19 protein-coding genes are annotated in these 23,276 nt (G+C 42.6%); 12 read left to right on the top strand and 7 right to left on the bottom strand.

The annotated features are described in order from the left end of the window. Positions 1–10: 10 nt before the first annotated feature. The 6 genes from pxpB to ECHVI_RS14660 all read left to right on the top strand — a co-directional run bounded on the left by pxpB (position 11) and on the right by ECHVI_RS14660 (position 6,282). Complete coding sequence (pxpB, locus tag ECHVI_RS14685; RefSeq protein ID WP_015266799.1) at positions 11–727, top strand: 5-oxoprolinase subunit PxpB; 717 nt, start codon at positions 11–13, stop codon at positions 725–727. Beyond that, the gene (locus ECHVI_RS14680; protein ID WP_015266798.1) at positions 714–1,586 is read left to right on the top strand and encodes a 5-oxoprolinase subunit C family protein; all 873 of its coding nucleotides are present in this window, start codon (positions 714–716) and stop codon (positions 1,584–1,586) included. Before pxpB ends, ECHVI_RS14680 begins: the two co-directional genes overlap by 14 nt. A gap of 60 nt (positions 1,587–1,646) precedes the next feature. Further along, complete coding sequence (locus tag ECHVI_RS14675) at positions 1,647–2,507, top strand: TlpA family protein disulfide reductase (RefSeq protein ID WP_015266797.1); 861 nt, start codon at positions 1,647–1,649, stop codon at positions 2,505–2,507. Positions 2,508–2,646: 139 nt separating this feature from the next. Continuing rightward, positions 2,647–3,510 carry an alpha/beta hydrolase gene (locus ECHVI_RS14670; protein WP_015266796.1) on the top strand — a complete coding sequence of 288 codons (864 nt, stop codon included), beginning with the start codon at positions 2,647–2,649 and terminating at the stop codon, positions 3,508–3,510. 218 nt (positions 3,511–3,728) lie between these two features. Next, entirely contained in the window at positions 3,729–5,249 is a 1,521-nt protein-coding gene (locus tag ECHVI_RS14665) for a DUF4301 family protein (RefSeq protein WP_015266795.1), read from the top strand. A 118-nt stretch (positions 5,250–5,367) separates the two neighbouring features. After that, the gene (locus ECHVI_RS14660; RefSeq protein ID WP_015266794.1) at positions 5,368–6,282 is read left to right on the top strand and encodes a patatin-like phospholipase family protein; all 915 of its coding nucleotides are present in this window, start codon (positions 5,368–5,370) and stop codon (positions 6,280–6,282) included. A gap of 1,572 nt (positions 6,283–7,854) precedes the next feature. Here the strand turns inward: ECHVI_RS14660 and ECHVI_RS14650 are convergent. After that, positions 7,855–8,769: a DUF3078 domain-containing protein gene (locus ECHVI_RS14650; RefSeq protein ID WP_015266792.1), complete on the bottom strand. Its 915-nt coding sequence runs from the start codon at positions 8,767–8,769 to the stop codon at positions 7,855–7,857. 48 nt (positions 8,770–8,817) lie between these two features. Here ECHVI_RS14650 and ECHVI_RS14645 point away from each other — a divergent pair, with 48 nt between their 5' ends. The 5 genes from ECHVI_RS14645 to ECHVI_RS14625 all read left to right on the top strand — a co-directional run bounded on the left by ECHVI_RS14645 (position 8,818) and on the right by ECHVI_RS14625 (position 13,194). Continuing rightward, positions 8,818–9,093, top strand: coding sequence for a YidH family protein (locus tag ECHVI_RS14645; RefSeq protein ID WP_015266791.1), 276 nt, complete (start codon positions 8,818–8,820; stop codon positions 9,091–9,093). 3 nt (positions 9,094–9,096) lie between these two features. Next, positions 9,097–10,884, top strand: coding sequence for an SLC13 family permease (locus tag ECHVI_RS14640; RefSeq protein ID WP_015266790.1), 1,788 nt, complete (start codon positions 9,097–9,099; stop codon positions 10,882–10,884). A gap of 60 nt (positions 10,885–10,944) precedes the next feature. Next, positions 10,945–11,937 carry a TerC family protein gene (locus ECHVI_RS14635; RefSeq protein WP_015266789.1) on the top strand — a complete coding sequence of 331 codons (993 nt, stop codon included), beginning with the start codon at positions 10,945–10,947 and terminating at the stop codon, positions 11,935–11,937. A gap of 63 nt (positions 11,938–12,000) precedes the next feature. After that, positions 12,001–12,210, top strand: a complete 210-nt coding sequence (locus ECHVI_RS14630; protein ID WP_015266788.1) for a hypothetical protein — start codon at positions 12,001–12,003, stop codon at positions 12,208–12,210. 102 nt (positions 12,211–12,312) lie between these two features. Then, entirely contained in the window at positions 12,313–13,194 is an 882-nt protein-coding gene (locus ECHVI_RS14625; protein ID WP_015266787.1) for a Ppx/GppA phosphatase family protein, read from the top strand. Between the two features lie 28 nt (positions 13,195–13,222). Here ECHVI_RS14625 and ppk1 read toward each other — a convergent pair whose 3' ends face one another. From ppk1 to ECHVI_RS14600, 5 genes are all read right to left on the bottom strand, one after another. Next, positions 13,223–15,358, bottom strand: coding sequence for a polyphosphate kinase 1 (gene ppk1, locus ECHVI_RS14620; protein WP_015266786.1), 2,136 nt, complete (start codon positions 15,356–15,358; stop codon positions 13,223–13,225). A 174-nt stretch (positions 15,359–15,532) separates the two neighbouring features. Continuing rightward, positions 15,533–17,491: a DNA topoisomerase (ATP-hydrolyzing) subunit B gene (gyrB, locus tag ECHVI_RS14615; RefSeq protein ID WP_015266784.1), complete on the bottom strand. Its 1,959-nt coding sequence runs from the start codon at positions 17,489–17,491 to the stop codon at positions 15,533–15,535. Positions 17,492–17,628: 137 nt separating this feature from the next. Next, positions 17,629–18,009, bottom strand: a complete 381-nt coding sequence (locus ECHVI_RS14610; protein ID WP_015266783.1) for a CoA-binding protein — start codon at positions 18,007–18,009, stop codon at positions 17,629–17,631. After that, on the bottom strand, positions 17,999–19,582 hold the full coding sequence (locus ECHVI_RS14605) for an NAD(P)/FAD-dependent oxidoreductase (RefSeq protein WP_015266782.1): 1,584 nt from the start codon (positions 19,580–19,582) through the stop codon (positions 17,999–18,001). Before ECHVI_RS14605 ends, ECHVI_RS14610 begins: the two co-directional genes overlap by 11 nt. A 250-nt stretch (positions 19,583–19,832) precedes the next feature. After that, entirely contained in the window at positions 19,833–20,807 is a 975-nt protein-coding gene (locus ECHVI_RS14600; protein ID WP_015266781.1) for a tryptophan 2,3-dioxygenase family protein, read from the bottom strand. A 129-nt stretch (positions 20,808–20,936) separates the two neighbouring features. On the opposite strand from ECHVI_RS14600, the gene ECHVI_RS14595 reads away from it, so the two are divergent. After that, entirely contained in the window at positions 20,937–22,145 is a 1,209-nt protein-coding gene (locus ECHVI_RS14595) for an acyl-CoA dehydrogenase family protein (protein WP_015266780.1), read from the top strand. A gap of 5 nt (positions 22,146–22,150) precedes the next feature. Here the strand turns inward: ECHVI_RS14595 and ECHVI_RS14590 are convergent, their stop codons facing one another. After that, on the bottom strand, positions 22,151–23,248 hold the full coding sequence (locus ECHVI_RS14590) for a DUF1573 domain-containing protein (RefSeq protein WP_015266779.1): 1,098 nt from the start codon (positions 23,246–23,248) through the stop codon (positions 22,151–22,153). Positions 23,249–23,276: the final 28 nt, after the last annotated feature.

Below are 23,276 nucleotides of genomic sequence, written 5' to 3'. Positions count from 1 at the left end.
CACCACATTCATGCCACATTTATTCAAGTACAAACACATTTCACCCACTATTTTGGAGCTGTATTGGCCTCCTTCCATCGAGGAATCCACCCTGATGGAAATGATGTCCATGAAAACTCAAATCCAAGGAATTTGGCAGCAGGAATTGCTTGAAGTCACCATGGGCTACCATTGTTTAAGCCTTCGCTTTAAATCGACATTCCAACTTCAAGACATCCTCAATGAATTAGAGCTTTTGGCAGAAAAGAGTGTCCACTCCGACTCCAGTATGAATAGAAAAAGATGGACCATTCCCGTTTGGTACTCAGGTAAAGACCTTGACCACGTAGCTTCTTATGCGAGCATGTCTACTGACGAGGTGATTTCCCTGCATCAATCTTCCCATTACTTGCTTTATTTTTACGGTTTTATGCCCGGTTTTATGTATTTGGGCGGACTGGACCAACAACTCTTCGTACCTAGAAAAAAACAACCGGATCCCCTGATCGAGAAAGGTGCCGTAGCCATTGGCGGGAAACAAACGGGCATTTACCCCCAAAACAGTCCTGGGGGATGGCATGTCATAGGCAAAACACCTGTGCCATTATTCAACGTCACATCAGATCCCCCCATCAAACCTCAGCCTGGAGACTACATCACATTTAAGGCGGTCTCTGCAGAACACTATCAGGATATCATTTCACTATTGAAGGAAAACAATTACCAACTGGACTATGAAGAAATCTGAAGGCAACATGGAAGTCATCAAAGCAGGGTTTTATGGCACCATCCAGGATCTTGGCAGGTTTGGGTATGCCCACTGGGGGATTCCTGCTGCTGGAGCCATGGATGAACAGTCCTACCTACTGGCCAATCACCTCCTTCAAAATGATCCATCTGACGCCTGTCTGGAACTGACCATGGTGGGTGGAGAATTCCGCTTTCACCACCCTGCCACCATTATCATCACTGGTGCCCCAGTAAAAGTCCAGGTAAATGATCAGGAATATTCCATCAACCATGTCATCAATGTGGGTGCGGGGGATAAACTCCGGCTATCACCCGTAAAAAAAGGATGTAGGATTTACCTTGGTGTCCAAGGCGGCTTCCAAACAGAAAAAATCCTGGGCAGTAAAAGCTGGTACAATGGTATAACCAAAAATGCAAGGCTAGAAAAGGGAATGACCTTGCCCTACCTGCCCAGTCCAAAGGCGCACTCCGCTTCCCATGCCAAAGTCGCTGTAGATGATGCACTGTTTGAAGAGGAGACCTTAGCGGTCTACCCAGGAGCAGAAGCAGCAGAAATGGATGAAGGGCTTTTCGAACAGCTGTTGGCAAGGGATTTTCACCTTTCTGCCAAACAAAACAGAATGGGCATCCAGTTGGAAGAAAAGTTTGAAAACAACCTGAAGGAAATTCTGACCGCCCCTGTCTACCCCGGAACGGTACAGCTTACCCCTGGTGGCAAATTGGTGGTGCTCATGAAAGATGCACAAGTTACCGGTGGTTATCCCAGGATCCTACAGCTCTCCCAACAGGCAATTTCTTGCCTTTCCCAAAAAAAGCAAGGAGATAAAATCCGCTTTAAGCTGATAGATAAATGGTAACCGAACTTAGGCCACCCGACCAACGTACTAATACGAACAACCAAAACTCCTGGCACATTCATGAAAAAAACCGTTAGCAGCATTTTTCTTGCAGCAATTATATTTTTGATTTCTTTTTATAGCAGCGCTTATGTTTTGACCTTATCAAGGGACTTTAACCTATGGGGATTTGGAGCTCTACTTGGATTCATGTTGATTTTGGCTATTGATGCCTTGGTAATCCGACAGCTATCAAATCTCATCCCTTCAAAATGGGTCATTTCAGCCTCCCTCTTTGGGATCTTGCTTTTTGCATTTATCAGCCTTCCCAGTCTAAGATTTGCCATTAAGGTATTGCCTACATTTATCTGTCTGGTGCTAGGAAGTTTAGCTGCTGCCATCATGACGGCCAAAACCATCAAGAACCGCTATACCTATGGCTTTAGCCTTTTCCTATTTCCCTTCGTTTTAAACCTTAGTGTTTATGATACGTGGGTTCATTATATAGAATTTGGCAATACATCTGGACAAGTGACCGAAGAAACCTCCGTATCATTTAAGGCTACTGATGAGAAGGGGCATGAAATCACAAATGAACAGCTAAAAGGAAAAGTAGTGCTGTTGGATTTTTGGTTTATCGGTTGCGCGCCATGCTGGAAAAAATTCCCCGATTTGCAGCAGCTTCATGAACAATACCTAGACCACCCAGACCTCGCAATCTATGCGATGAACCGCCCGATGTCCAGTGACCGTCCTGGCCAAGCCTTTGAAGCCATTCGTGACAAAGGCTACACGTTTAACGTCTTACAAGGAACACAAAAAATCATGGATGATTTTGGCGTATACGTCTACCCTACCGTTGTGGTATTAAACAAAGAAGGAAGCGTGGTCTACATGGGCTCACTCGACAGAGCACAAGATATCATCGAATCTCTTTTGTAACAGGCGTGTCATGAAGATCTTTTTTCATTCCCAGCACTTCATTGCCCTTACCGTAAGGGATAAAATTAAGAAATTCCTCAAAATACCATTTGATAAAACAGGATATCGGTTATCTTTAATAAACCCAAATTAATTCACTATGAAAATCGTTTACCATATTGTTTTCGGCTTGGCATATGTCCTCTCCGCTTCTGTGGCCTATTGCCAAACGGGAAAAGTCTTCGATGACCTCAGCCTTCCAAGCGAAATTTTAGGAGGAGAAAGAAAATATGCAATCTACCTTCCTCCTGATTACGAAACTTCCGAGCGCAGCTACCCGGTCCTATACCTGCTACATGGTGCAGGAGATGACCAAACGGGATGGGTCCAATTTGGGGAGGTCCTTCACATAGCCGACCAATCGATCAGCAGCGGAGAAGCCACTCCCATGATCATCGTGATGCCCGATGCCGATACAGGACGTCGCGGCTATTTTAACCAAATTGATGGCAAATGGAACTATGAAGATTTTTTCTTTGACGAATTTATGCCGCACATAGAGAAAAAATACCGTATCAAGGGTGAAAAGCGCTATCGGGCAGTGGCGGGACTTTCCATGGGAGGCGGAGGAAGCATGATTTATGCATTGCATCACCCGGAATTATTCTCCTCTTCAGCTCCCCTAAGTGCCTATGTGGGACCACTGTCCCTTGAGGAAATGAAAAGAAGAATGGATACGGAAAATTACACCGACGAAGAACTCAAAGCATATTATGAAAACCACAACGCATTATCTTTAATTGAACAGGTTTCGGAAGAAGATAAAGGAGCCGTCCGGTGGTATATCGACTGTGGAGATGATGACTTTCTTTATGAAGGAAACAGCTTGGTACATATTGCCATGAAAAAGCAAGAAATACCCCACGAATTCAGAATAAGAGATGGAGGGCACACTTGGACTTATTGGAGAAAATCTTTACCTTCAGTACTGAAATTTGTTACCCAAGCCTTTCACCAATACTAACACTGATACCCAATACTACCCATTCTACTTTAAATGAGTTTCGTTAAATTCGTTACATAAAAAGCAAAAAAAATTAGTTAAAATACATTTTTTTATATAAAATTGACTGATTGAATTATTTAAGAATACTAACACAACCTTTTAAGTAGTACATAAACCCAATTATTAGAACATAATTACCATTTTAATTATTGTTTTTAATTATAAGTAATAAAGAAATGATTGAGGAAGCAGTAAAAGAGAAAATTACCTTACAGGGAAGAGATCCTGAAAAGATCGAAAAACAGATCTCAAACTTCAAAAATGGCTTTCCATTTTTACCTATTGACGAACCTGCAACCATTGGGAATGGAATTGAAGAAATCACCGATGCACAAATTGCAGCATATGAAAAAAAATATGCTTCGGTTACGTCAGATAAAGAAATCGTAAAGTTCGTTCCCGCCAGTGGAGCAGCCACCAGGATGTTTAAAAATCTCTTTGCCTACCTGGAAGCTGAAGACCGAACGCTAGAGGCCAATCCGTTTGTAAAGACTTTTATCTCCAATCTCAAATCATTTGCTTTTTATAAGGATTTGGACGAAAAACTTTCTGCTGACGGTTTTGAGATAAAAGAGCTCTTGGACACGGGAGATTTCCCTACCATTATAGCCTATTTGCTTGATGATAAAGGGCTAGCGTATGGGAAATTGCCCAAAGGCTTACTCAAGTTTCACGCTTACAAGGACGCCAACCGCACCCCGGTACACGAGCATTTTATTGAAGGCCTTCAATACGGACTTGGAAAAGAAAATACGGTAAGACTTCATTTCACCGTTTCCCCGGAACATCAAGAACGGTTTAAAGAACATGTCCATGAGCTACAGGACAAACTAGAAAAGCAATTTAAGGTCAAGTTTGAAGTGAGTTTTTCCCAGCAAAAACCTTCCACAGACACCATTGCGGTAAATATGGACAACACTCCTTTCCTAGAGGATAATGGAGAAATCCTATTTAGACCAGCTGGCCATGGTGCGCTTCTGGAAAATCTAAATGAAATCGATGCTGATCTTATATTTATAAAAAACATCGACAATGTAGTCCCTGACAGACTCAAAGAAACCACAAAAAAATATAAGATCGTCATTGCGTCCATACTTTTGGAAACACAGGCAAAACTTTTCAACCTGCTTGAAAAATTAGATGACAACCCATCGGAAGAAACCATTGGTGCTGCAGCTGAACTTCTGGAAGATAGCTTGGGCTTACGGCTACCTTCTAAATTTAGCAGTCTTTCCAAAAGCGAAAAGATAAGCTATCTGCAAGCAAAGCTCAACCGGCCACTGAGAGTATGTGGAATGGTGGAAAACACCGGGGAGCCAGGCGGCGGCCCCTTCTGGGTAAAGGAAAAAGACGGCTCATTCTCTCTCCAAATTGGTGAGACGGCTCAGCTCGACCTAAACGACAGTAAAGTAGCCAAAATCTTCAGAAGCTCATCCCACTTCAACCCCACTGACTTGGTTTGCGGGGTAAAAGATTACAAAGGCAATAAATTTGACTTACTTCAATACCGGGATCCAGAAACGGGATTCATCACCCAAAAATCAAAAAACGGGAAAGACCTCAAAGCCCAAGAGCTGCCCGGACTATGGAACGGCTCCATGGCGGACTGGAATTCCATATTTGTAGAAGTGCCTCTCGGAACTTTTAATCCTGTCAAAACCATCAATGACCTGTTGCGAGAGCAGCATCAATCCTAATATTTGGCTTTTAGTCATAAACCAGTAAATTTATAAACGATACTTGCGTAGGAAAGGAGTATAGACTCAGTTCCTGCGCAAGTTTTATGGGTTTATAATTTTATGGAACATTATAGCTATGAGGGCATTGGTAATTTCGGGAGGTGGAAGCAAGGGGGCTTACGCTGGAGGAATCGCAGAATTTTTATTACGGGAATGCAATTTTAAGTATGATCTGTTTTTGGGCACATCCACGGGAAGTCTGCTTATCCCTCACCTATCCATCGATGATGTCGAGAAGATCAAAAATGTCTATACCACGGTAAAGCAAAAAGATATCTTCACCATTTGCCCCTTTGTCATCACCAAAGAAAACGGGAGCTACAGAAGCCGAATCAACCACTGGGGAATCATCAAAATGTTTATCCAGCAAAAGAAAACCTTCGGCGACACTACCAGTCTTCGCAAACTCATCGGCAAAAGCATCCTTGAAACAGATTTTAATGAGATGAAGGAAAATAGTGCTGATGTGGTCATTACGGTATCTAACCTTAGCACCAATCAAGTAGAGTATAAATCCCTAAAAGAATGCTGTTACACGGACTTCTGTGATTGGATTTGGGCTTCGGCCAATATGGTTCCCTTTATGAGCCTGGTCGAAAAAGACAACATGGAATATGCGGATGGTGGAATGGCAGATCTTATCCCCATCTCAGAATCGATTCGAAGGGGAGCGACAGAGATCGATATCATCGTCCTAAAAACCAACAAGCCTACTTCCCCAAAAAACCCTGTTAAAAATGCCATGGAACTCACCACAAGGACGTTTGACTTTATGCTCAACCAAATATCCAACGATGACATTACCATTGGAAAACTCCAAGGGTCTCAAAAAAAAGTCAACCTGAACTTCTATTACCCTCCAAAAGTTCTAACAGAAAACTCATTGATTTTTGACCCCAACCAAATGCGCAAGTGGTGGCAAGAAGGATATGATTTTGCCAAACAAACCTCACCTATCTGTAAATGCCTCGGACAGGCTCCAAGTGTTTAAAAAACGGCGCCACTCTTTTATCCTATCACCTCATATCATCACTCCAAACCGAGATCACTACAAGGGGCTAAAATCAGAACTATTCTTAAAAACGATCTCGAAAAATGGCATTACACATAAAGTAAAGCGCATCAAGCAATATTTCTGGGGGGATGATTTTAGACATGCTCTTATGAAAGAAAATTTCATATCGCTAAAACGATGCTTTTCCTCCATTCGCTAGAATAGGTTTTAGCGGGAAGTTGTGGGGAATTGGGCGGTCAACGCGGCTAAAACGAAAAACGTTGAATGGGGTAATTTACCATGGGCTTCACCCATGGCTATGAATGTGCCGCCCCTTTTGGGGCTGACTTTCAAGGTTAAATCATACACAATACCACGGATCAAGCAACATTTCTGAGAACAACTTTTTTAAAAAGGATGTTATTTCATCTTTGAACGGGATGAATCCACACTTTACCGAGAAGTCCTCTTCATTGCCAAAGGCATGGGCATCGTAAACTTTTAAGTCAAGTAAGCTACTGATAAAAGACTTAAACACGGATTTGCCATTTCTTAATCATCCTATCTGTGTTTATCGGCGTTCATCCGTAGCAAAATAGCAACCAAAGGTGGCGAAGAAAATATTTATCCATCGAAATAGGCTAGCCCCCAACTTTTCGGCTTGTTCCTGTAAAGATCAAGCAATATTTCTGGGGGAAAAATGTTGACTTGTTCCTAAAAAAGAAAATTTCATGCCGTTAAAACAATGGACTTCCTCCACATGGCAAACGCCATTAAAAAAATGTTCCTATTTGCATTTATATCTGCCGTTCCTACGGAACTTACCCTTTTGTGTGCAATCATTTTTGGTGCAGGTTGTCACCTGCACCTTTTATATGCCCCTCCGCCAAAGGCGGATTAGGCAGGATGCTCAGTTGCTAGCGCATATTCAGGGTTTAACCTCAACCAAGCCAACCACTATACATGAGCAGATAGCTGCGACGGCTTGTACGATCCAAATCAACAAATCATTCTTTCAGCCTATCCCGTCATTCGGTAAGATAGGCTACCGCGGTTTCCAATGTACAAATCGGGACAAAGTGCCAGCGGCACGATAAATTTTGTAACCTGCGGATTCATCCGCAGGAACTTAAGCGCTCCTCAACCTCCCAAAGGAGTGCCAGCGGCACGGATGATAGCTCCTTTACACGAAATTAGTACTAAATGCGTTTGCCAAACTTGATAACCATCAGGGAAATCGCTTTTAGCCCCTTGAAATTCTTTAATTCAGGCTGACATCTCTTTACTAATAGTTTAAAAGTGTTTGCCCTGGGGGAACTGCCAATTTTCATTATAGAGTAAAATGCCTCCAACTTTTCGGCTTGATCCGCTAAAACACAAAAAAATCATAAGTTGATTTATATCAATAGTAAATATCACTTAAAGCTATTCATAAAAAAGAAAAAAGCAGGGAAAAATTCCCTGCTCTTTACTTTGAAAACTAAACCAACTATTATTTAACTACCACAGTTAAACAAAAATAATAAATTCCGTGAACAAACAAAATATTTATCTAAAAAGGAATGTTGTCTACTCTTTTTTGTTGCTTACCTTATACAGTAATCCGAGAGATAATCCCTGGCTATATTGGATACCTGGATCTTGGTCATAATCGTATAAGTTAATGCTCGTAAACGTTACGCTGATGATTTCTGTTATTTTCGCTGTTAAGGTAACATCCAGTCGATGATCAATCTTCTTAAAAGACAATGTTTCATAATTTGCGTACATTTGATACCTGGAAAGGATATTAAAATTATCACTAATATCCTTATCCCATTCAGCAAATAACTGTAAAGCGAGCCACTCAGTCCTTACCTTTTCTCCTATCGGCACCCCATAATTTTCTTCTACGTTATCAGCAATGGATAAATCCGTCACAAAGGTCCATCTGGGTGAAAATGGGCCGATTCTTAAAACAAATTCTTCGTTTGGCTTATACTCAAAACCCAAAGAAGTGGTCAGGTAAGCAGGGGACATAAATCCAGAGATTAATGTCCGGGGATCTTCATCATAATTATAGCCATTGGCAAATTGGGAGAGGAAGTTTGCAGAAAAATAAGCATCCCAATGCTCAGAGACACTGTAACCCACCTTCGAATCCAAAAATATTCTATCATTCGACTTTCTACCATCTTCCCCTTCATTTTTCACTACCCCATAAAGCATTTCCATCTGGTTATCCCAGCTCCATCTTCCCTTAAGGTAGTTTGCCTTTCCCTTGAGGATCGCGCCCAAGGCCACAGAGTTTACCCCCCCAGCAGACCAGTTACTACTAAAAGCACCTTGGTTAAAATTGAGTCCAGCAGAAAACTCTTTTGTCCAATAAGTGGTGTCTTTGGCCACCTGTGAGACACTGTCAGCTTGATCTTGTGCGTGCGTTCCTGCTGAAAGTAAGGAAGTGAAGGCCAAAACAGCTATAAATTTCTTCTTTGAAAAAAACATTTTTGATAGATTTATTATGATATTAATATAAATATACGGTCCAAAATTATGGAAAAAGAATCTGAAAATGAATTAATAGTCAGAGATTATCTAGCCCGTCAGCGAACTAAATTGGCCAACAACAGGACCCTCCTTTCCTATATCCGGACCAGCTTGTATTTTTTGGTCAGCGGTACCGCCTTGGTCAAGGTCGAAGACTTAGAAAATATAAAAGGGTTGGGATATATTTCATTTGGAATTAGTGTCGTATTTTTAATTGTTGGATTCATTAATTTTTTCACCATCAGAAGAAAAATTAAGAGGGGCCACTATGCCAAAATGTAACGTATGACACCTGAAATCATAACTGTTCTCGCGATCATCGCAGTAGCCATGGTCTTATTTCTTTCTGAAAAATGGTCCATCGATACCGTTTCGATTATGGTCATGCTAGCCTTCATGGTGTCGGGCATCCTTACGTTTGAGGAAGGAGTAGCAGGATTCAGCAATCCCGCGACCATTACGGTAGGTGCCATGTTTGTGATCAGCGCGGCGGTTTTCAGAACAGGCTCTCTAAACACCATCAACATCCTATTCTTAAGGATGGGTAGGAAGAATGAATATGCCTTTATGTTTATACTCATGGTCTTTTCAGGGGTATTATCTGCTTTCATCAATGACACTGCTGTAGTGGCCCTGTTAATGCCCACAGTGCTTAAGATCGCCAAAGACACAGGCATCACTCCTTCCAAGCTCTTGATGCCCCTTTCTTTTGGAGCACTAATGGGCGGAGTGTGCACGTTGTTGGGGACCAGCACCAATATCCTTGTGAGCGGTATCGCCCAAAGCCACGGAGCAAAGCCATTTGGGATTTTTGAGATGAGTGGAATGGGCCTGATATTTCTGGCTTCAGGGATTGCTTATATGATGACCATAGGGCAATGGATCATCCCCAAGCGACAACCATCCCGGAATATTTCTGAAACGTTTGACATGGGTGATTATATCACGGAGGTATTTGTAACCAAGAAATTCGAAGACACTGGAAAGTCCATTAAAATGTCACGGTTGTTTACCGACTATAACATGGATCCCATCCAAATTATCCGAAAGACCGGTGAAGTCATCAATGCTTATAAATACACGGTCATCCGAGAAGAAGACACCATCAGAGTGCGCTGCGATAAGGATACCCTCACCCAAATCAGGAATATCCCTGGAATTGAACTCAAAATCGACCTAAAACTAAAAGACGAAGATTTCCGCTCACAAGGACACAAGCTCTATGAAATGGTGGTCCCTCCAAATTCCAGCCTGATCAACAATACCGTGAAATCCATCGATTTTAGAAGAACCTATCCCGGCCTTACCGTATTGGCTATTCGGCACCGAAATGACATTTTGCATACCAAATTAAAAAACACCAAAATTTCAGCTGGTGACGTCCTGCTCGTACGGGGAGATGAAGAAATGGTCGATCAACTCAAAGGTAGTGATAGCCTTTTGGTCATATCTGAGGACACCTCCCCGAGAATGGTTTGGAAGAAAATTGCCTTCACCATTTTTATTGTGGCGGCTGTCATTACTGTTGCGGGATTTAAACTGTTGCCGATCCCCATTGCGGCAATTTTTGGCGTGGTCCTTCTAATCCTTTTTAAATCCATCAGTGCAGAGGATGCTTATCGCTCCGTGGACTGGAAAGTACTCTTCATGCTAGCGGGTATATTATCCATGGGAACGGCCCTTGAAAAAACCGGAGCGGCCAACCTCCTTGCCAATACGTTGGTAGCGCAATTGGGAGATTTTGGTCCGAGGACCATCATGAGCGTAGTCTTTTTGGTAACTTTCCTCTCGACCAACATCATGTCAAACAACGCCACTGCAGCACTGCTGGCTCCTATCGCCATCAGCATTGCCTCAGCATTGGATGTAAGTGACCGTCCGTTTTTGATGGCTGTCACGTTTGCTTCCTCTTTGAGTTTTATGACGCCCATGGGCTATCAAACCAACACGATGATTTATACTCCCGGTAATTACAAATTCACGGATTACTTAAAAGTAGGCACTCCGCTGAACATCATGTTCTGGATCATTGCCACCTTTTGTATTCCCATTTTTTTTCCTTTTGATAAATAAGCATTCACCAATAGCCTAACAAGAGCTCAGCATTTCATGAATTATAAATTTCGATAAGCCATGAACTATATCCAAGAAGAAAGCACTACCTTATTCATTTTCGGTATCCTAATCGTAGGTTTACTCTTGATAGATTTATTGGTTTTTAATAAAAAGTCACATAAAGTCTCCATGAAGGAGGCGCTCAAATGGTCCATTATGTGGATCGGACTGGGAGTACTTTTCGGTGGGTACATTTACCTCGATATGGGACTTGAAAAGGCCTCTGAATACTACACGGCATTCCTTATCGAAAAGGCATTGAGTGTCGATAATCTTTTTGTCTTCATCATGGTGTTCAGGTATTTCAATGTCCCTGATGCTTACCAGCACAAGGTTCTCTTTTATGGAATTTTGGGAGCCATATTTATGCGTGCCATTTTCATCTTCTTCGGGGTCACCCTGATCGACCTGAGCTACCTCTCTCCTGTTCAAATCGCTGGCCACAGCATAAGAATAAATATTGTCATGACCTTATTTGGAGGTTTTCTGATCTATGCTGGATTTAAATCTTGGCAATCAGAAGAGGAAAACACCGATGATTATAGCCGTTCTTTTGGCACCAAGCTAATTCATAAATTTTTCAAAGTTGATCCTCATTATCACCGTGACCTATTCTTCGTCCGTATCAATGGAAAACGCTATGCCACACAGCTACTCGTGGTAGTAGCTGTAATAGAGTTTACAGACCTATTATTTGCCGTGGATAGTATCCCCGCCATTTTTTCGGTATCAAAAGATCCTGTGATCCTGTATACTTCCAACATCTTTGCTATCCTCGGCCTCAGAGCTTTATATTTTCTGTTGGCTGGGGCATTTGACATGTTTCATTACCTAAAGCATGGACTGGCCTTTATCTTGGTGTTTATTGGTATTAAAATGATCATAGCACCGATCTATCATTTCCCAAGCACTTGGTCTTTACTGATCGTTGGATTTATTTTGATCCTATGTATCCTGTTATCGATATACCGCTACCGGACACAAAAGCAAACATCCTCTTCCAGCAATTAATGGCGTAATCTTTTGGTTTGGTAGGTTTTTTGTAATGGAAATAACGTATCTAAATTGTTTGTCATGAAATTAACTGGATTTATTCTCATCATTATTGGCATCGCCATGTTCATTTTTACGGGATTTTCATTTACTACCGAAGAAACCGTCATCGACGCAGGTCCCTTGAAAGTAAATAAAACGGAAGAAAACGACATCGGATGGCCCCCATATGCCGGCGGAATAGCGATCGCTGGTGGCATTATATTATTGGCAATATCTCGAAAGAAATAACTTGAAGCATTAATTTATTTACGTAATTACTTTAAAATTTATAATTTTGGGAAGCGTTTTTATTGAATTCAACTTTAACAAAACCACTTACCTAAAGATATTTTGAAGTTAGCAGCAGTAGATATTGGGTCTAATGCCATTAGGCTCCAAATCACCCACGTCACCCACCACCAGGAGCAGATTAATTTCAAAAAATTGGAATATGTCCGATTCCCCCTAAGGCTAGGGAAAGATGTATTTCATAGCAAAAAGATTAGTGAGGAAAGTAAGGAAAAATTCATCAAACTGATGAAAGCTTACAAATTGCTCATAGATCTTTATGAGGTAGACGATTACATGGTCTGCGCTACATCAGCGATGAGGGAATCAGAGAATGGCAGAGCAATTGCTCAAGAAGTAAAGCAGGATATCGGGCTAAAAATCCAAATTATCGACGGTAACCGGGAGGCTGATCTCATTAACATTGCCTTATGGAATTACATCGACCATAAGCCCTATTTGCATATTGATGTCGGAGGAGGAAGCACCGAGCTTAACATTTATCAAAACCGTCAAAAGATAGCTTCAAAGTCCTTTAAAATCGGTTCCGTGAGAGCCTTGGACCACAAGGAATCCCCGAAGGTTTGGAAGGCCATGAAAACATTTATCCAAGAAAACATTGATAAAAGGCACGCCATTACCTGTATCGGTACCGGAGGAAACATTAATAAGGTGTTCGAATTGTCAAAACCAAGAAAAAACAAACGGTACTTGGATTTTGCAAAAATCCAAGAGATGCAAGCTTACTTGGCATCTTTTACGTTCGATGAACGCGTAAATGTCCTCAACCTAAACCCTGACAGGGCAGATGTTATCATCCCGGCAACTTCTATTTACCTCACAGCCATGGAAGCTGCTCATTCCAAAAGAATGATCGTCCCGGATGTGGGACTAAAAGATGGTGTGATGAATGTCCTTTATGAACGGAATAAAAATAAAGCATAAAAAAGCCGGTATTTACCGGCTTTTCTTTTTACAGTAATGATACATTTTCTACGATATCCGGTGTCACCCGGTAGAACTCTTTATGGATGTTAAACTCCGATTCCCCCTCTTCTGGGGATTTGGCCAAATATGATCCGTCTTCTTGCATGATGTACGCATTCACATTATCCCTAAGGTTATAGGCCAAAATGTTCATCAATTGCTTTTCCAAGAACGGATCCTGTACCCTGAAAAGTGATTCAAGTCGCTTTTCAAAACTCCTGACCATCATATCAGCACTTCCTACATACGTACGGGAATCACCATTATTATGGAAATGGTATATTCTGCTATGTTCCAAGAAATCCCCGACAATGGAATACACCTCAATATTTTCACTGAGCCCTTTCCTTCCAGGGCGGAGACAGCAAATTCCTCTTACAATTAATTTGATAGGAACACCACTTTGGCTGGCCCTATAAAGCGCATAAATGGTCTCACTGTCTTCTAAACTGTTGACTTTTATAACAATACCACAAGGAAGTCCCCTTTTGGCATTTTCTGCTTCATGCTCCACAAACTCAATCAACTGCTTTCGCATCCCTTGCGGTGCTGTAATCAGGTTTTTGTAATTTGATGGCATAGAATGCCCCGTAATGACGTTAAAAAACTCAGAAACATCATTGGCCAGGACCTCGTTAGTCGTCAATAAGCCCAGATCCGTATACAGTTTTGAGGTATCTTCATTGTAATTTCCAGAGCCTAGGTGCACAAAGCGCGTCACCTTGTTTTCATCCTTCTTCACGATCAGCAAGAGCTTGGTGTGGGTTTTAAAATTACTCACCCCATAGATCACAAAACAGCCTGCTTTTTGTAACCTTTTGGCTTCTTGCATGTTATTTTCCTCATCAAAACGCGCCTTCACTTCAAATAACACCGAAACGTGCTTTCCATTCTCTGCAGCTTTTAGTAACGCTTGGGTAATCCTTGAATGTTTGGCCAACCGGTAAATGGTCATCTTGATGGCCATTACACTTGGGTCTTCGGCTGCTTTGTGCAAGAGGTCCATGATAGGTTCCATGCTGTTGTAAGGATGGTGTAAAAGGACATCCTTTTGCTTTAGCACTTGGAAAACATCCTGGCTTCCTGTAAGCGGATAACTTAACGGAGGGACCTGCATGGGCGGTTGCGGAATACGATCTTTAAACCGCTTGTCTCCAATAATCTGCCAAAAACAGGTAAAGTCAAGCATACTCTCCTTTCGGATTTTAAAGACCGAATCATTCTGGAGATTCCACCGGTCTTTCAGCAGGTTCATCATCCATTTGCTATATCCTTCCTCCACCTCTACCCGTACCACTCGACCGGTCTTCCGTTCATTCAGCTTGCGCTTCACTTCTTCCAAAAAATTGGAATCCATGTCCTCTGTTTCCTCTAGGGTAAAATCCCCGTTACGAATAATCCTAAAGAGATTTATGCTCTCAATGATCACATTCCTGAACAAGGAAACAATATGCTCTCGAATCACCTCTTCGATGGGCACATATACCATTTCATCCTCCCGCTCAATCTCAAAGAAACGTGGGATATTGGAAGGAATCTGTACGAAAGAGAGTTTTCTATTGTCTTTCTTATCTCCCGGATTGATGGTCACTACCCCAAAGATCAGCAGTTTGTTCATCAAAATAGGGAAGGTATGATAGCCATCAAACACCATTGGTGTGAGCATAGGATACACCGCCTTGTAAAAATACTCTTTGATGATTTCCTGCTCATCATTGCTGAGATTTTGGACATTACTGAGCTCAAAACCAGAGGCTTTTGTTTTTGGCAATATTTCATGTAGAAAATGCTCATGCTGGGCAAAGTGAAATCCCTGGGCATCATCCATCAACTTCGCCTTAAAAGGGTCTTCCCTCAATCCCGAATAATCAATCCGCTCCTTATCATAATCCAGATAGTTATATAACGATCCTACCCGAATCATAAAAAACTCATCAAGATTAGAAGCAGTAATGGCCAAAAATTTCAACTTTTCGAAGATGGTCCTTGACAATTTCTGAGACTGGTCAAGCACCCTATAATTAAACTTGATCCAGCTCAAATCCCTGCTGATCAAGTCACTACTTTGGATCTTGATATCAATTCTATCTCGCTCTGATGTCTCCATGGTATGCTGCTCCATAATTTTTTCTTTTAACCACCAACACCACGCAATATATAGTCCCGTTGGCGCTGTATGAAAACAGCAGCCCTATATCGCTATGGCATCGGAAAAATACTGATAAAAACGCAAAAATAATATAAGTAAAAAGGGGCATATAGCCCCTGAAAATTAATTTTACATTAACCTTTCGAATCAGGTATCGATTTTAGCATATTTAGCATTTTTCTCGATAAACTCCCTTCTCGGAGCTACCTCATCCCCCATTAGCATACTAAACAAGTGATCTGCTTCTGCTGCGGATTCTATGGTTACTTGTTTTAGTGTACGGCTTTCCGGATCCATTGTCGTGGTCCACAGCTGCTCTGGATTCATCTCTCCGAGACCTTTGTAACGCTGTATGCCCACATTGTCGGTCTTGCCATCACCTGCCATCTCCTTAGTCAGCTTTATCCGTTCATCTTCACTCCAACAGTACCGCTCGTCTTTTCCTTTTTTCAGGAGGTAAAGTGGTGGCAATGCAATATAAACATATCCATTTTCGATCAACGACCTCATGTACCTGAAAAACAATGTCAAAATCAAGGTTCTAATATGTGAACCATCAATATCAGCATCGGTCATGATCACGATTTTATGGTACCGAAGATTGGTAAGATCTAGCTCCTTTTCATCTTCGGCCGTTCCAAACTTAACGCCCAAAGCGGTAAGAATGTTTTTTATTTCGTCATTATCATAAATTTTATGTTCATGTGCCTTTTCGACGTTAAGAATTTTACCTTTCAGGGGTAAAATAGCTTGGAAATCACGGTCTCGACCTTGCTTAGCAGATCCTCCCGCAGAGTCCCCTTCCACCAGATAAAGCTCACAAACTTCAGGATTGGTATTGGCACAATCCGCCAACTTTCCGGGAAGGCCACCACCTCCAAGGACATTTTTCCGCTGAACCATCTCTCTCGCCTTCCTGGCGGCATGACGCGCTTGCGCAGCAAGAACGACCTTTCCGACAATGATCTTTGCTTCCTTAGGGTGCTCTTCAAGCCAATACTGTAGCACTTCTGACACCGCACTGTCCACCGCACTGACCACTTCTGAGTTACCCAATTTGGTTTTGGTCTGCCCTTCAAATTGTGGCTCGGCCACCTTTACCGAAATCACGGCTGTTAATCCTTCCCTAAAATCGTCTCCAGAGACATCAAACTTCACCTTATCGAGCATGCCTGATTTATCCGCATAGCCCTTTAACGTCCGCGTCAATGCCCTTCTAAATCCGGAAACATGCGTTCCTCCTTCATAGGTATTGATGGTATTGACGTAAGAAACCACATTTTCAGAAAAGGACGAATTATAGCTCATGGCCACTTGTACAGGCACTGCATTCTTCTCTGATTCGATGTAAATTGGCTCTTGGATGATTTTTTCTCGTGTTTCGTCCAGGTATTCTACAAATTCTATCAAACCACCCTCAGAGAAAAACTCATCTGATTTCGGGTTACCTTCTTCGTCCAATTCGCGCATATCCTTAAAGAATATCCTCACGCCTGCATTCAAGAAGGCCATTTCACGTAAACGATTGGCAATGGTTTCGTACTTATATTCCGTCACCGTAAAAATATCCCCATCAGGGACAAAGTGGATGATCGTACCACGCTTTTCCGTCTCGCCAATTTCCGTTACGCCCGTTTGTGGAACACCTCTGGAATATTCCTGCTCAAAAACCTTTCCGTTTCGATAAACGGTTGCTTTAAGGTGGGTGGAGAGTGCATTTACACAGGAAACCCCTACACCGTGGAGACCACCAGAAACTTTATAGGTGTCCTTGTCAAATTTACCTCCAGCGTGCAACACTGTCATCACCACTTCCAGGGCTGACCGCTTTTCCTTTTCGTGCATGTCCGTAGGTATTCCTCGGCCATTGTCTTCCACTTGAACTGAATTATCTTCAAGGACAGTGACGTGAATCGTATCACAATGCCCGGCAAGGGCCTCATCAATGGAGTTATCGACCACTTCCCATATCAGGTGATGGAGGCCTTTTACCCCTACATCACCAATGTACATGGCGGGCCTTTTCCTTACCGCTTCTAATCCTTCTAAGATTTGAATATTCCCCGCGGAATATTCCCCTAAATTCGACGCTTGTTCTTTACTCATAATTGGATTTATAAAAGAATAAAGAGGAATATATCCTCTTACTTCAATTTCAGTTTCAGCCTCTAATAATACGACATTTTTGCCACAAAACAGTGACAAAACCCCAAAAAATCAACACTCATTATTGATCTTTACCGCTAAAATTGCCCGGTTCTGAGCATCACCAAAGTACAAGCCTCTACAGCCTCAATCCCTTCGGCTTCAAGTCGCTCTTTAAATGATTGATTTTCAGCACCAGGGTTGAATATGACACGTTTTGGCTGTAATGAGATGAGATAATTTTCCCATTCAGGCTGATGACTTGAATTGATATACAGCGTCACCGTATGCACGTCAGGCACTGCTGGCTTCTCTTTCAGGTCTAAGATGTTTTCCCCCAGTACTTCCCCTCCATGGATACTCAAGGGGACAAAGGGCTGCCCATGTTCCTGAAGCATTTCTGCTGCCAAAAAAGCATATTTCTGGGGATTGCTTGTAGCCCCAATAATCACTGTCTTTTTTAAAGTCTTATTTCCCATAGGTTTCCATTAATTTTTCCGCACAACGCTCACCATCCATCGCAGCAGAAACAATGCCACCTGCATATCCTGCCCCTTCACCACAGGGATAAAACCGCTTCACCTCTGTGTGCTCAAAACGCTCCCGGTCCCGAGGGATCCGCACAGGAGAAGAAGTCCTGCTTTCCACCCCTACAATTTGGGCATCATTGGTCAAATACCCGTTCATTTTCTGGCCAAACCCCTTAAATGCCTGCTGCAATCTTACTGAAATAAATTCCGGCAATACCTCTTTGGCCATGTTTACAGGTGCCAGTCCCGGCTGATAAGAAGTGTCGAGCAGAGATTGACTTGTCCTGCCTTCGACAAAATCCACTAAACGCTGTGCAGGTGCCACTTGGGTACTCCCTGCTGATTGCCAGGCAGCCTTCTCCACATCGGCCTGAAACATCATCGCTGATAAAGGACCGAAGCGATGATACTGCGCCGGAATATCTTCCAGTTCCACAGCCACTACAATTCCAGAATTGGCAAATTTGCTATCCCTTCTACTTGGACTCATGCCATTAACGACCAGCTCTCCTGGCGAGGTGGCCGCCGGAACGATAAACCCTCCCGGACACATACAAAAAGAAAATACACCACGCTGCTTCCCACCAAACATGGTTTGCTGTACCAATGCATAGGACGAAGCCGGTAAATAGGGCCCCCTTTCGCTGGTACAGTGATACTGAATCTGATCGATCAGTCCCTGGTCATGCTCCACCCTTACCCCTAGGGCAAATGGTTTTGCTTCTAAAAAGACGCCTTTTGAATGAAGCAAATGAAAAATATCCCGAGCAGAATGGCCCGTGGCCAAAATTACCCCGATACCTTCGATCCGCTTCCCTTCAGCGGTCACTACTCCAATCATTTCTCCGTCTTTCAGAATAAAGTCCGTAACTTTGGTATCAAAAAAGATTTCTCCACCTGCCCCCAAAATGCTCTCCCGAAGCTTACTTACCAGCTGAGGCAATTTATTGGTACCAATGTGTGGATGAGCATCCACCAGTATATCTTCACGCGCCCCATGGGCCACCATGATCTCAAGAATCCGCCTTACATCTCCTCGCTTTTTGGATCGGGTATAGAGTTTTCCATCCGAATAGGTACCTGCCCCTCCCTCGCCGAAACAGTAGTTGGATTCGGGATTTACAAGGTGTTCCTTATTAATGGCCGCCAAATCCCGACGACGCGTACGTACATCCTTTCCCCGCTCCAACACGATCGGTTTTCCTCCCAGTTCTATGACTCGAAGTGCCGCAAAAAGTCCTGCTGGCCCAGCCCCCACGATGATCACAGTTTTTCCATTACTGATAGCGGGATAATCTACAGAAGCCGTAATCCTGGGCGGAGGGGTTTCGTTCAAAAATATTTCGACTGTAACATTGACTTTCACTTTCCTCCCCCGCGCATCTATGGAGCGCTTTAACGCCCGAATGATAACGTTATCTGACTTCACGTCCAAGCCTAATGACTTGACCACAATACTTTCAAATTGCTGCTGGTCAAAGGCCTCTTCGGGGCTCAACTTAAGCTCTATTTCTTTTCTCATTTTGTAGGATATTATCCGTAAACCCGAATGATACATGTCAATTGATAACCTATCCAGACGACCGTTTTGGATCCATTGAATTGATAAAAAACAGCCTGTTTGCCGACAGCGTTTCTGGATCGCTCGTGGCCTATCCGGAACCAGCAGACTAAAGGCTTTTATTTCGCTTCAGATCGTGATAGATTGGCTAATGTATATTTCAGGTAATTCATTCTATTCTATAGCTAGAACAGGCCATGTGGTTTACTTTTTACTCCACATTCTCCTGCCCAAAGATCTCCTTGACAACCCAACCTTTACCCCATTCCTTCATTTCCTGCTCCGTCCAAAGTTCAGGATAAAAGACTACTTTTTGAAAACGCGGTGGAAGGTATTTTTGCCAATTGGTCCCTCCTGTTGCCGCAATATCGGCAGGAGCCTTATGGAGATATCTAACCGCCGATTTATAATGAGCCAATGGCCAATAGACATTTGCCTTAAGGTCCAGTGTCCTCATCATCTCCGTCAATTCTTCGTCAATATCAGGACAGTGTTGGTATATTTTCCACAAATTCTTCTTCCTGCACTTCAGGATCAGTTCCTTCAATTGCTTTCCATATTTTTCCTCAAAGGTCTTCAAGGTAAGGGTTTTCTCTCCGGTAGCCAGCTCTTTGGCCCCAAATTGCCAATAGAGAATGTCAAAAAGACTGTCCACATTGGTGAGGTTAATATCCCGGTAATCCTCTCTTTCCTGTAAATTCACCAAGCACTGAATTTCGGTAGACATGATTTCAATAATGCGGTACTGGGCACTCTGAAACCCACTCGATGGCAGAAGAGACATCCTAAACTTTAAAAACTGCTCTTTTTCCATCCCTTTCCACATCACCGAAAAGGACGATATCAGTTGGTCAAAATACATGATGATTCGTTCCAACCGCAGCTTTAAAAATCCCCCATCTACCCTATCCTTTTCACATATTTGCTCCAACTCCCATATGATCAGGTTAAAGTAAAGTTCGGTTATTTGATGATAAATGATAAAGATTTTTTCATCCTTAAAAGACGTTTTGGGTTGCTGTAAGGTCAGCAGTGTATCGAGGTTGATATAATCCCAGTAGGTTAGGTAATCGGCATACAACAGCCCCTCCAAATAGGACAGCATGTCCTGGCCGGAGGCCTTATACTTTTCATGTAACAACTGGATTTTTTCGATGATCTCCTTAGATGGTTGCTCCTTGCTCATGGATATATTTTTTGCAGCCTTGCTGTCATTTTTTCAAACTTCTTGGCTATATTTTAGAGGCTTTAGAGAAGTTTTGATCAAAATATAAAGTGTAAAATTCCATCTAAAAACCCAATAAACCAAAATTATATGTCGTCAATTCAGGATCACAGCGCATCTGCCAAACAAGACCTCTTTGAGGGAGTTGATTTTTATGGCCTCGATGACCTGTTTACAGCAGAACATTTACTGATTCGACAATCTCTCCGGGATTTTGTCAAAAAGGAAGTATCTCCTTACATCGAAGAATGGGCACAAGATGCCCATTTCCCTTCAGAAATTGTCCCCAAGTTTGGAGAGATTGGGGCTTTTGGGCCACAAATTCCCGCTAAATATGGAGGGGGTGGACTAGATTATATTTCATATGGGTTGATCATGCAGGAAATTGAACGGGGAGACTCCGGGATGCGCTCCACGGTTTCTGTCCAAGGATCCTTGGTCATGTATCCGATCCACGCATTCGGATCGGAAGAGCAGCGGGAAAAGTTTTTACCAAAACTGGCCTCAGGAGAATGGCTCGGGTGTTTTGGCCTTACCGAACCAGATCATGGCTCCAACCCTGGCGGCTTAACAACATCCTTCAAAGACAATGGCGACCACTACTTACTAAATGGTGCCAAAATGTGGATTTCTAATGCTCCTGAAGCCGATATAGCCGTAGTATGGGCCAAAGATGAAAACGGACGAATCCATGGACTTATCGTAGAAAGAGGCATGGAAGGCTTTACCACTCCAACAACCCACCATAAATGGTCCCTTCGTGCCAGCTGTACCGGTGAACTTGTCTTTGACAATGTGAAAGTCCCAAAAGAAAACCTCTTGCCGGGGAAGTCTGGACTCAGCGCTCCACTGATGTGTCTTGATGCCGCGCGGTATGGCATTGCCTGGGGAGCCATTGGAGCAGCAATGGACTGCTACGAATCTGCAAAACGATATGCCATGGAACGTATCCAATTTGACAAACCTATTGCCGCATTTCAATTAGTCCAGAAAAAATTAGCGGAAATGCTTACCGAAATCACCAAGGCCCAGTTACTGGCATGGCGCTTAGGAACATTAAAAGACCAAGGCAAAGCCACGTCAGCTCAAATTTCCATGGCCAAACGCAATAATGTCGCCATGGCACTGGAGATCGCGCGAGAAGCTAGGCAGATTCACGGCGGAATGGGAATTACCGGTGACTATCCCATCATGCGCCATATGATGAACTTAGAATCGGTCATCACCTATGAAGGAACCCATGATATTCATTTGCTGATTTTAGGCCAAGAGATTACCGGTATTCCTGCCTTCAAGTAAGTGCTTTAGTCAATCCTACTTTTAAACACAATGGTTCGGGTAGGATTTAGAGGATCATTACTGAATATTGACACCATTTTATGATCAATTCCCAAGCGACCTGAAGGATCAAAAGTCAGTGTTAGCGTTACCTTGTCTCCTGGGGACAAATCATAGGATGGCAATTGGAATTGCATACAATCACAATTGGTCACCACCTTCCGAATATTAACTTCCTTAGGGCTCATGTTGCTAAGCGTAATCTCATGATGGACGGTCTCTTTACTGGAAATCCGACCCAAATCCACCTCCACTTCTGATACCCCCAACCGGGGAACTTGGTTGACCTCACTTTTTGGAACAGGGGCAAAATACTCCTGAACGGTGGTCAATAACCTCAATTCAACGCCTTGATCACCTCTAGATTCAATTTTAAAAGCCACCTGTTCATCAAAGAAACCTAAGTCATTTTTCTCTGCACCATCATATTGGATGGCCAGTAAACCACGGGATTTAGCTGGGACAATAGCAGGAATCATGTTAATTTTTACATGAGCAGGCAAACCACTATGGTCATGATCCAAGGTTATGGGAAGGTCCTTGAAATTATAAAAATCGACATATTTGATTTTGGGTTCATTCGTAAATACATCTCCCATATTGATAGAACTAAACCTAAATCCCAAACTTCCTACTTTATAGTCATAATAGGAAGCCACATTTTCTGGATAGGGAATGTTAAACCCTTCTAGGTAAAGCGTATCGCCAGCGGGGTTGATATTGGTTTTTACGACAACTTTTTTCTCAAAATCACCACCAAAACCAGTAGGCTGATAGTCCACCTTGATGGCGCCAATTTGGTTATGAAGCAAGGTATCCGATACAAAATCAACCGTAGTACAGCCACAATCGGTTTCTACTTCTTCAATGATCACAGGCGCATCACCATCATTGGCCACAAAAAATTCTGTGGTAACTTTTCCATATTCTTCCATCACCGAACCAAGTGATGCCTTCTGCCTTTCCCAAATGAGCGGAGATTCCACAACAGCCTGAGCATGAACAGATAATAAAAAAGCAAAATTAATTAGTACACTTAAGGATATGAACTGGATATTTTTCATGCTCACAAATAACGGTAAAATTCGGGCG

The organism is Echinicola vietnamensis DSM 17526, assembly GCF_000325705.1.
Lineage (GTDB): Bacteria > Bacteroidota > Bacteroidia > Cytophagales > Cyclobacteriaceae > Echinicola > Echinicola vietnamensis.
The sequence above is the reverse complement of the archived record's forward strand: the minus strand, read 5'-3'. Positions and strand labels throughout refer to the sequence as shown.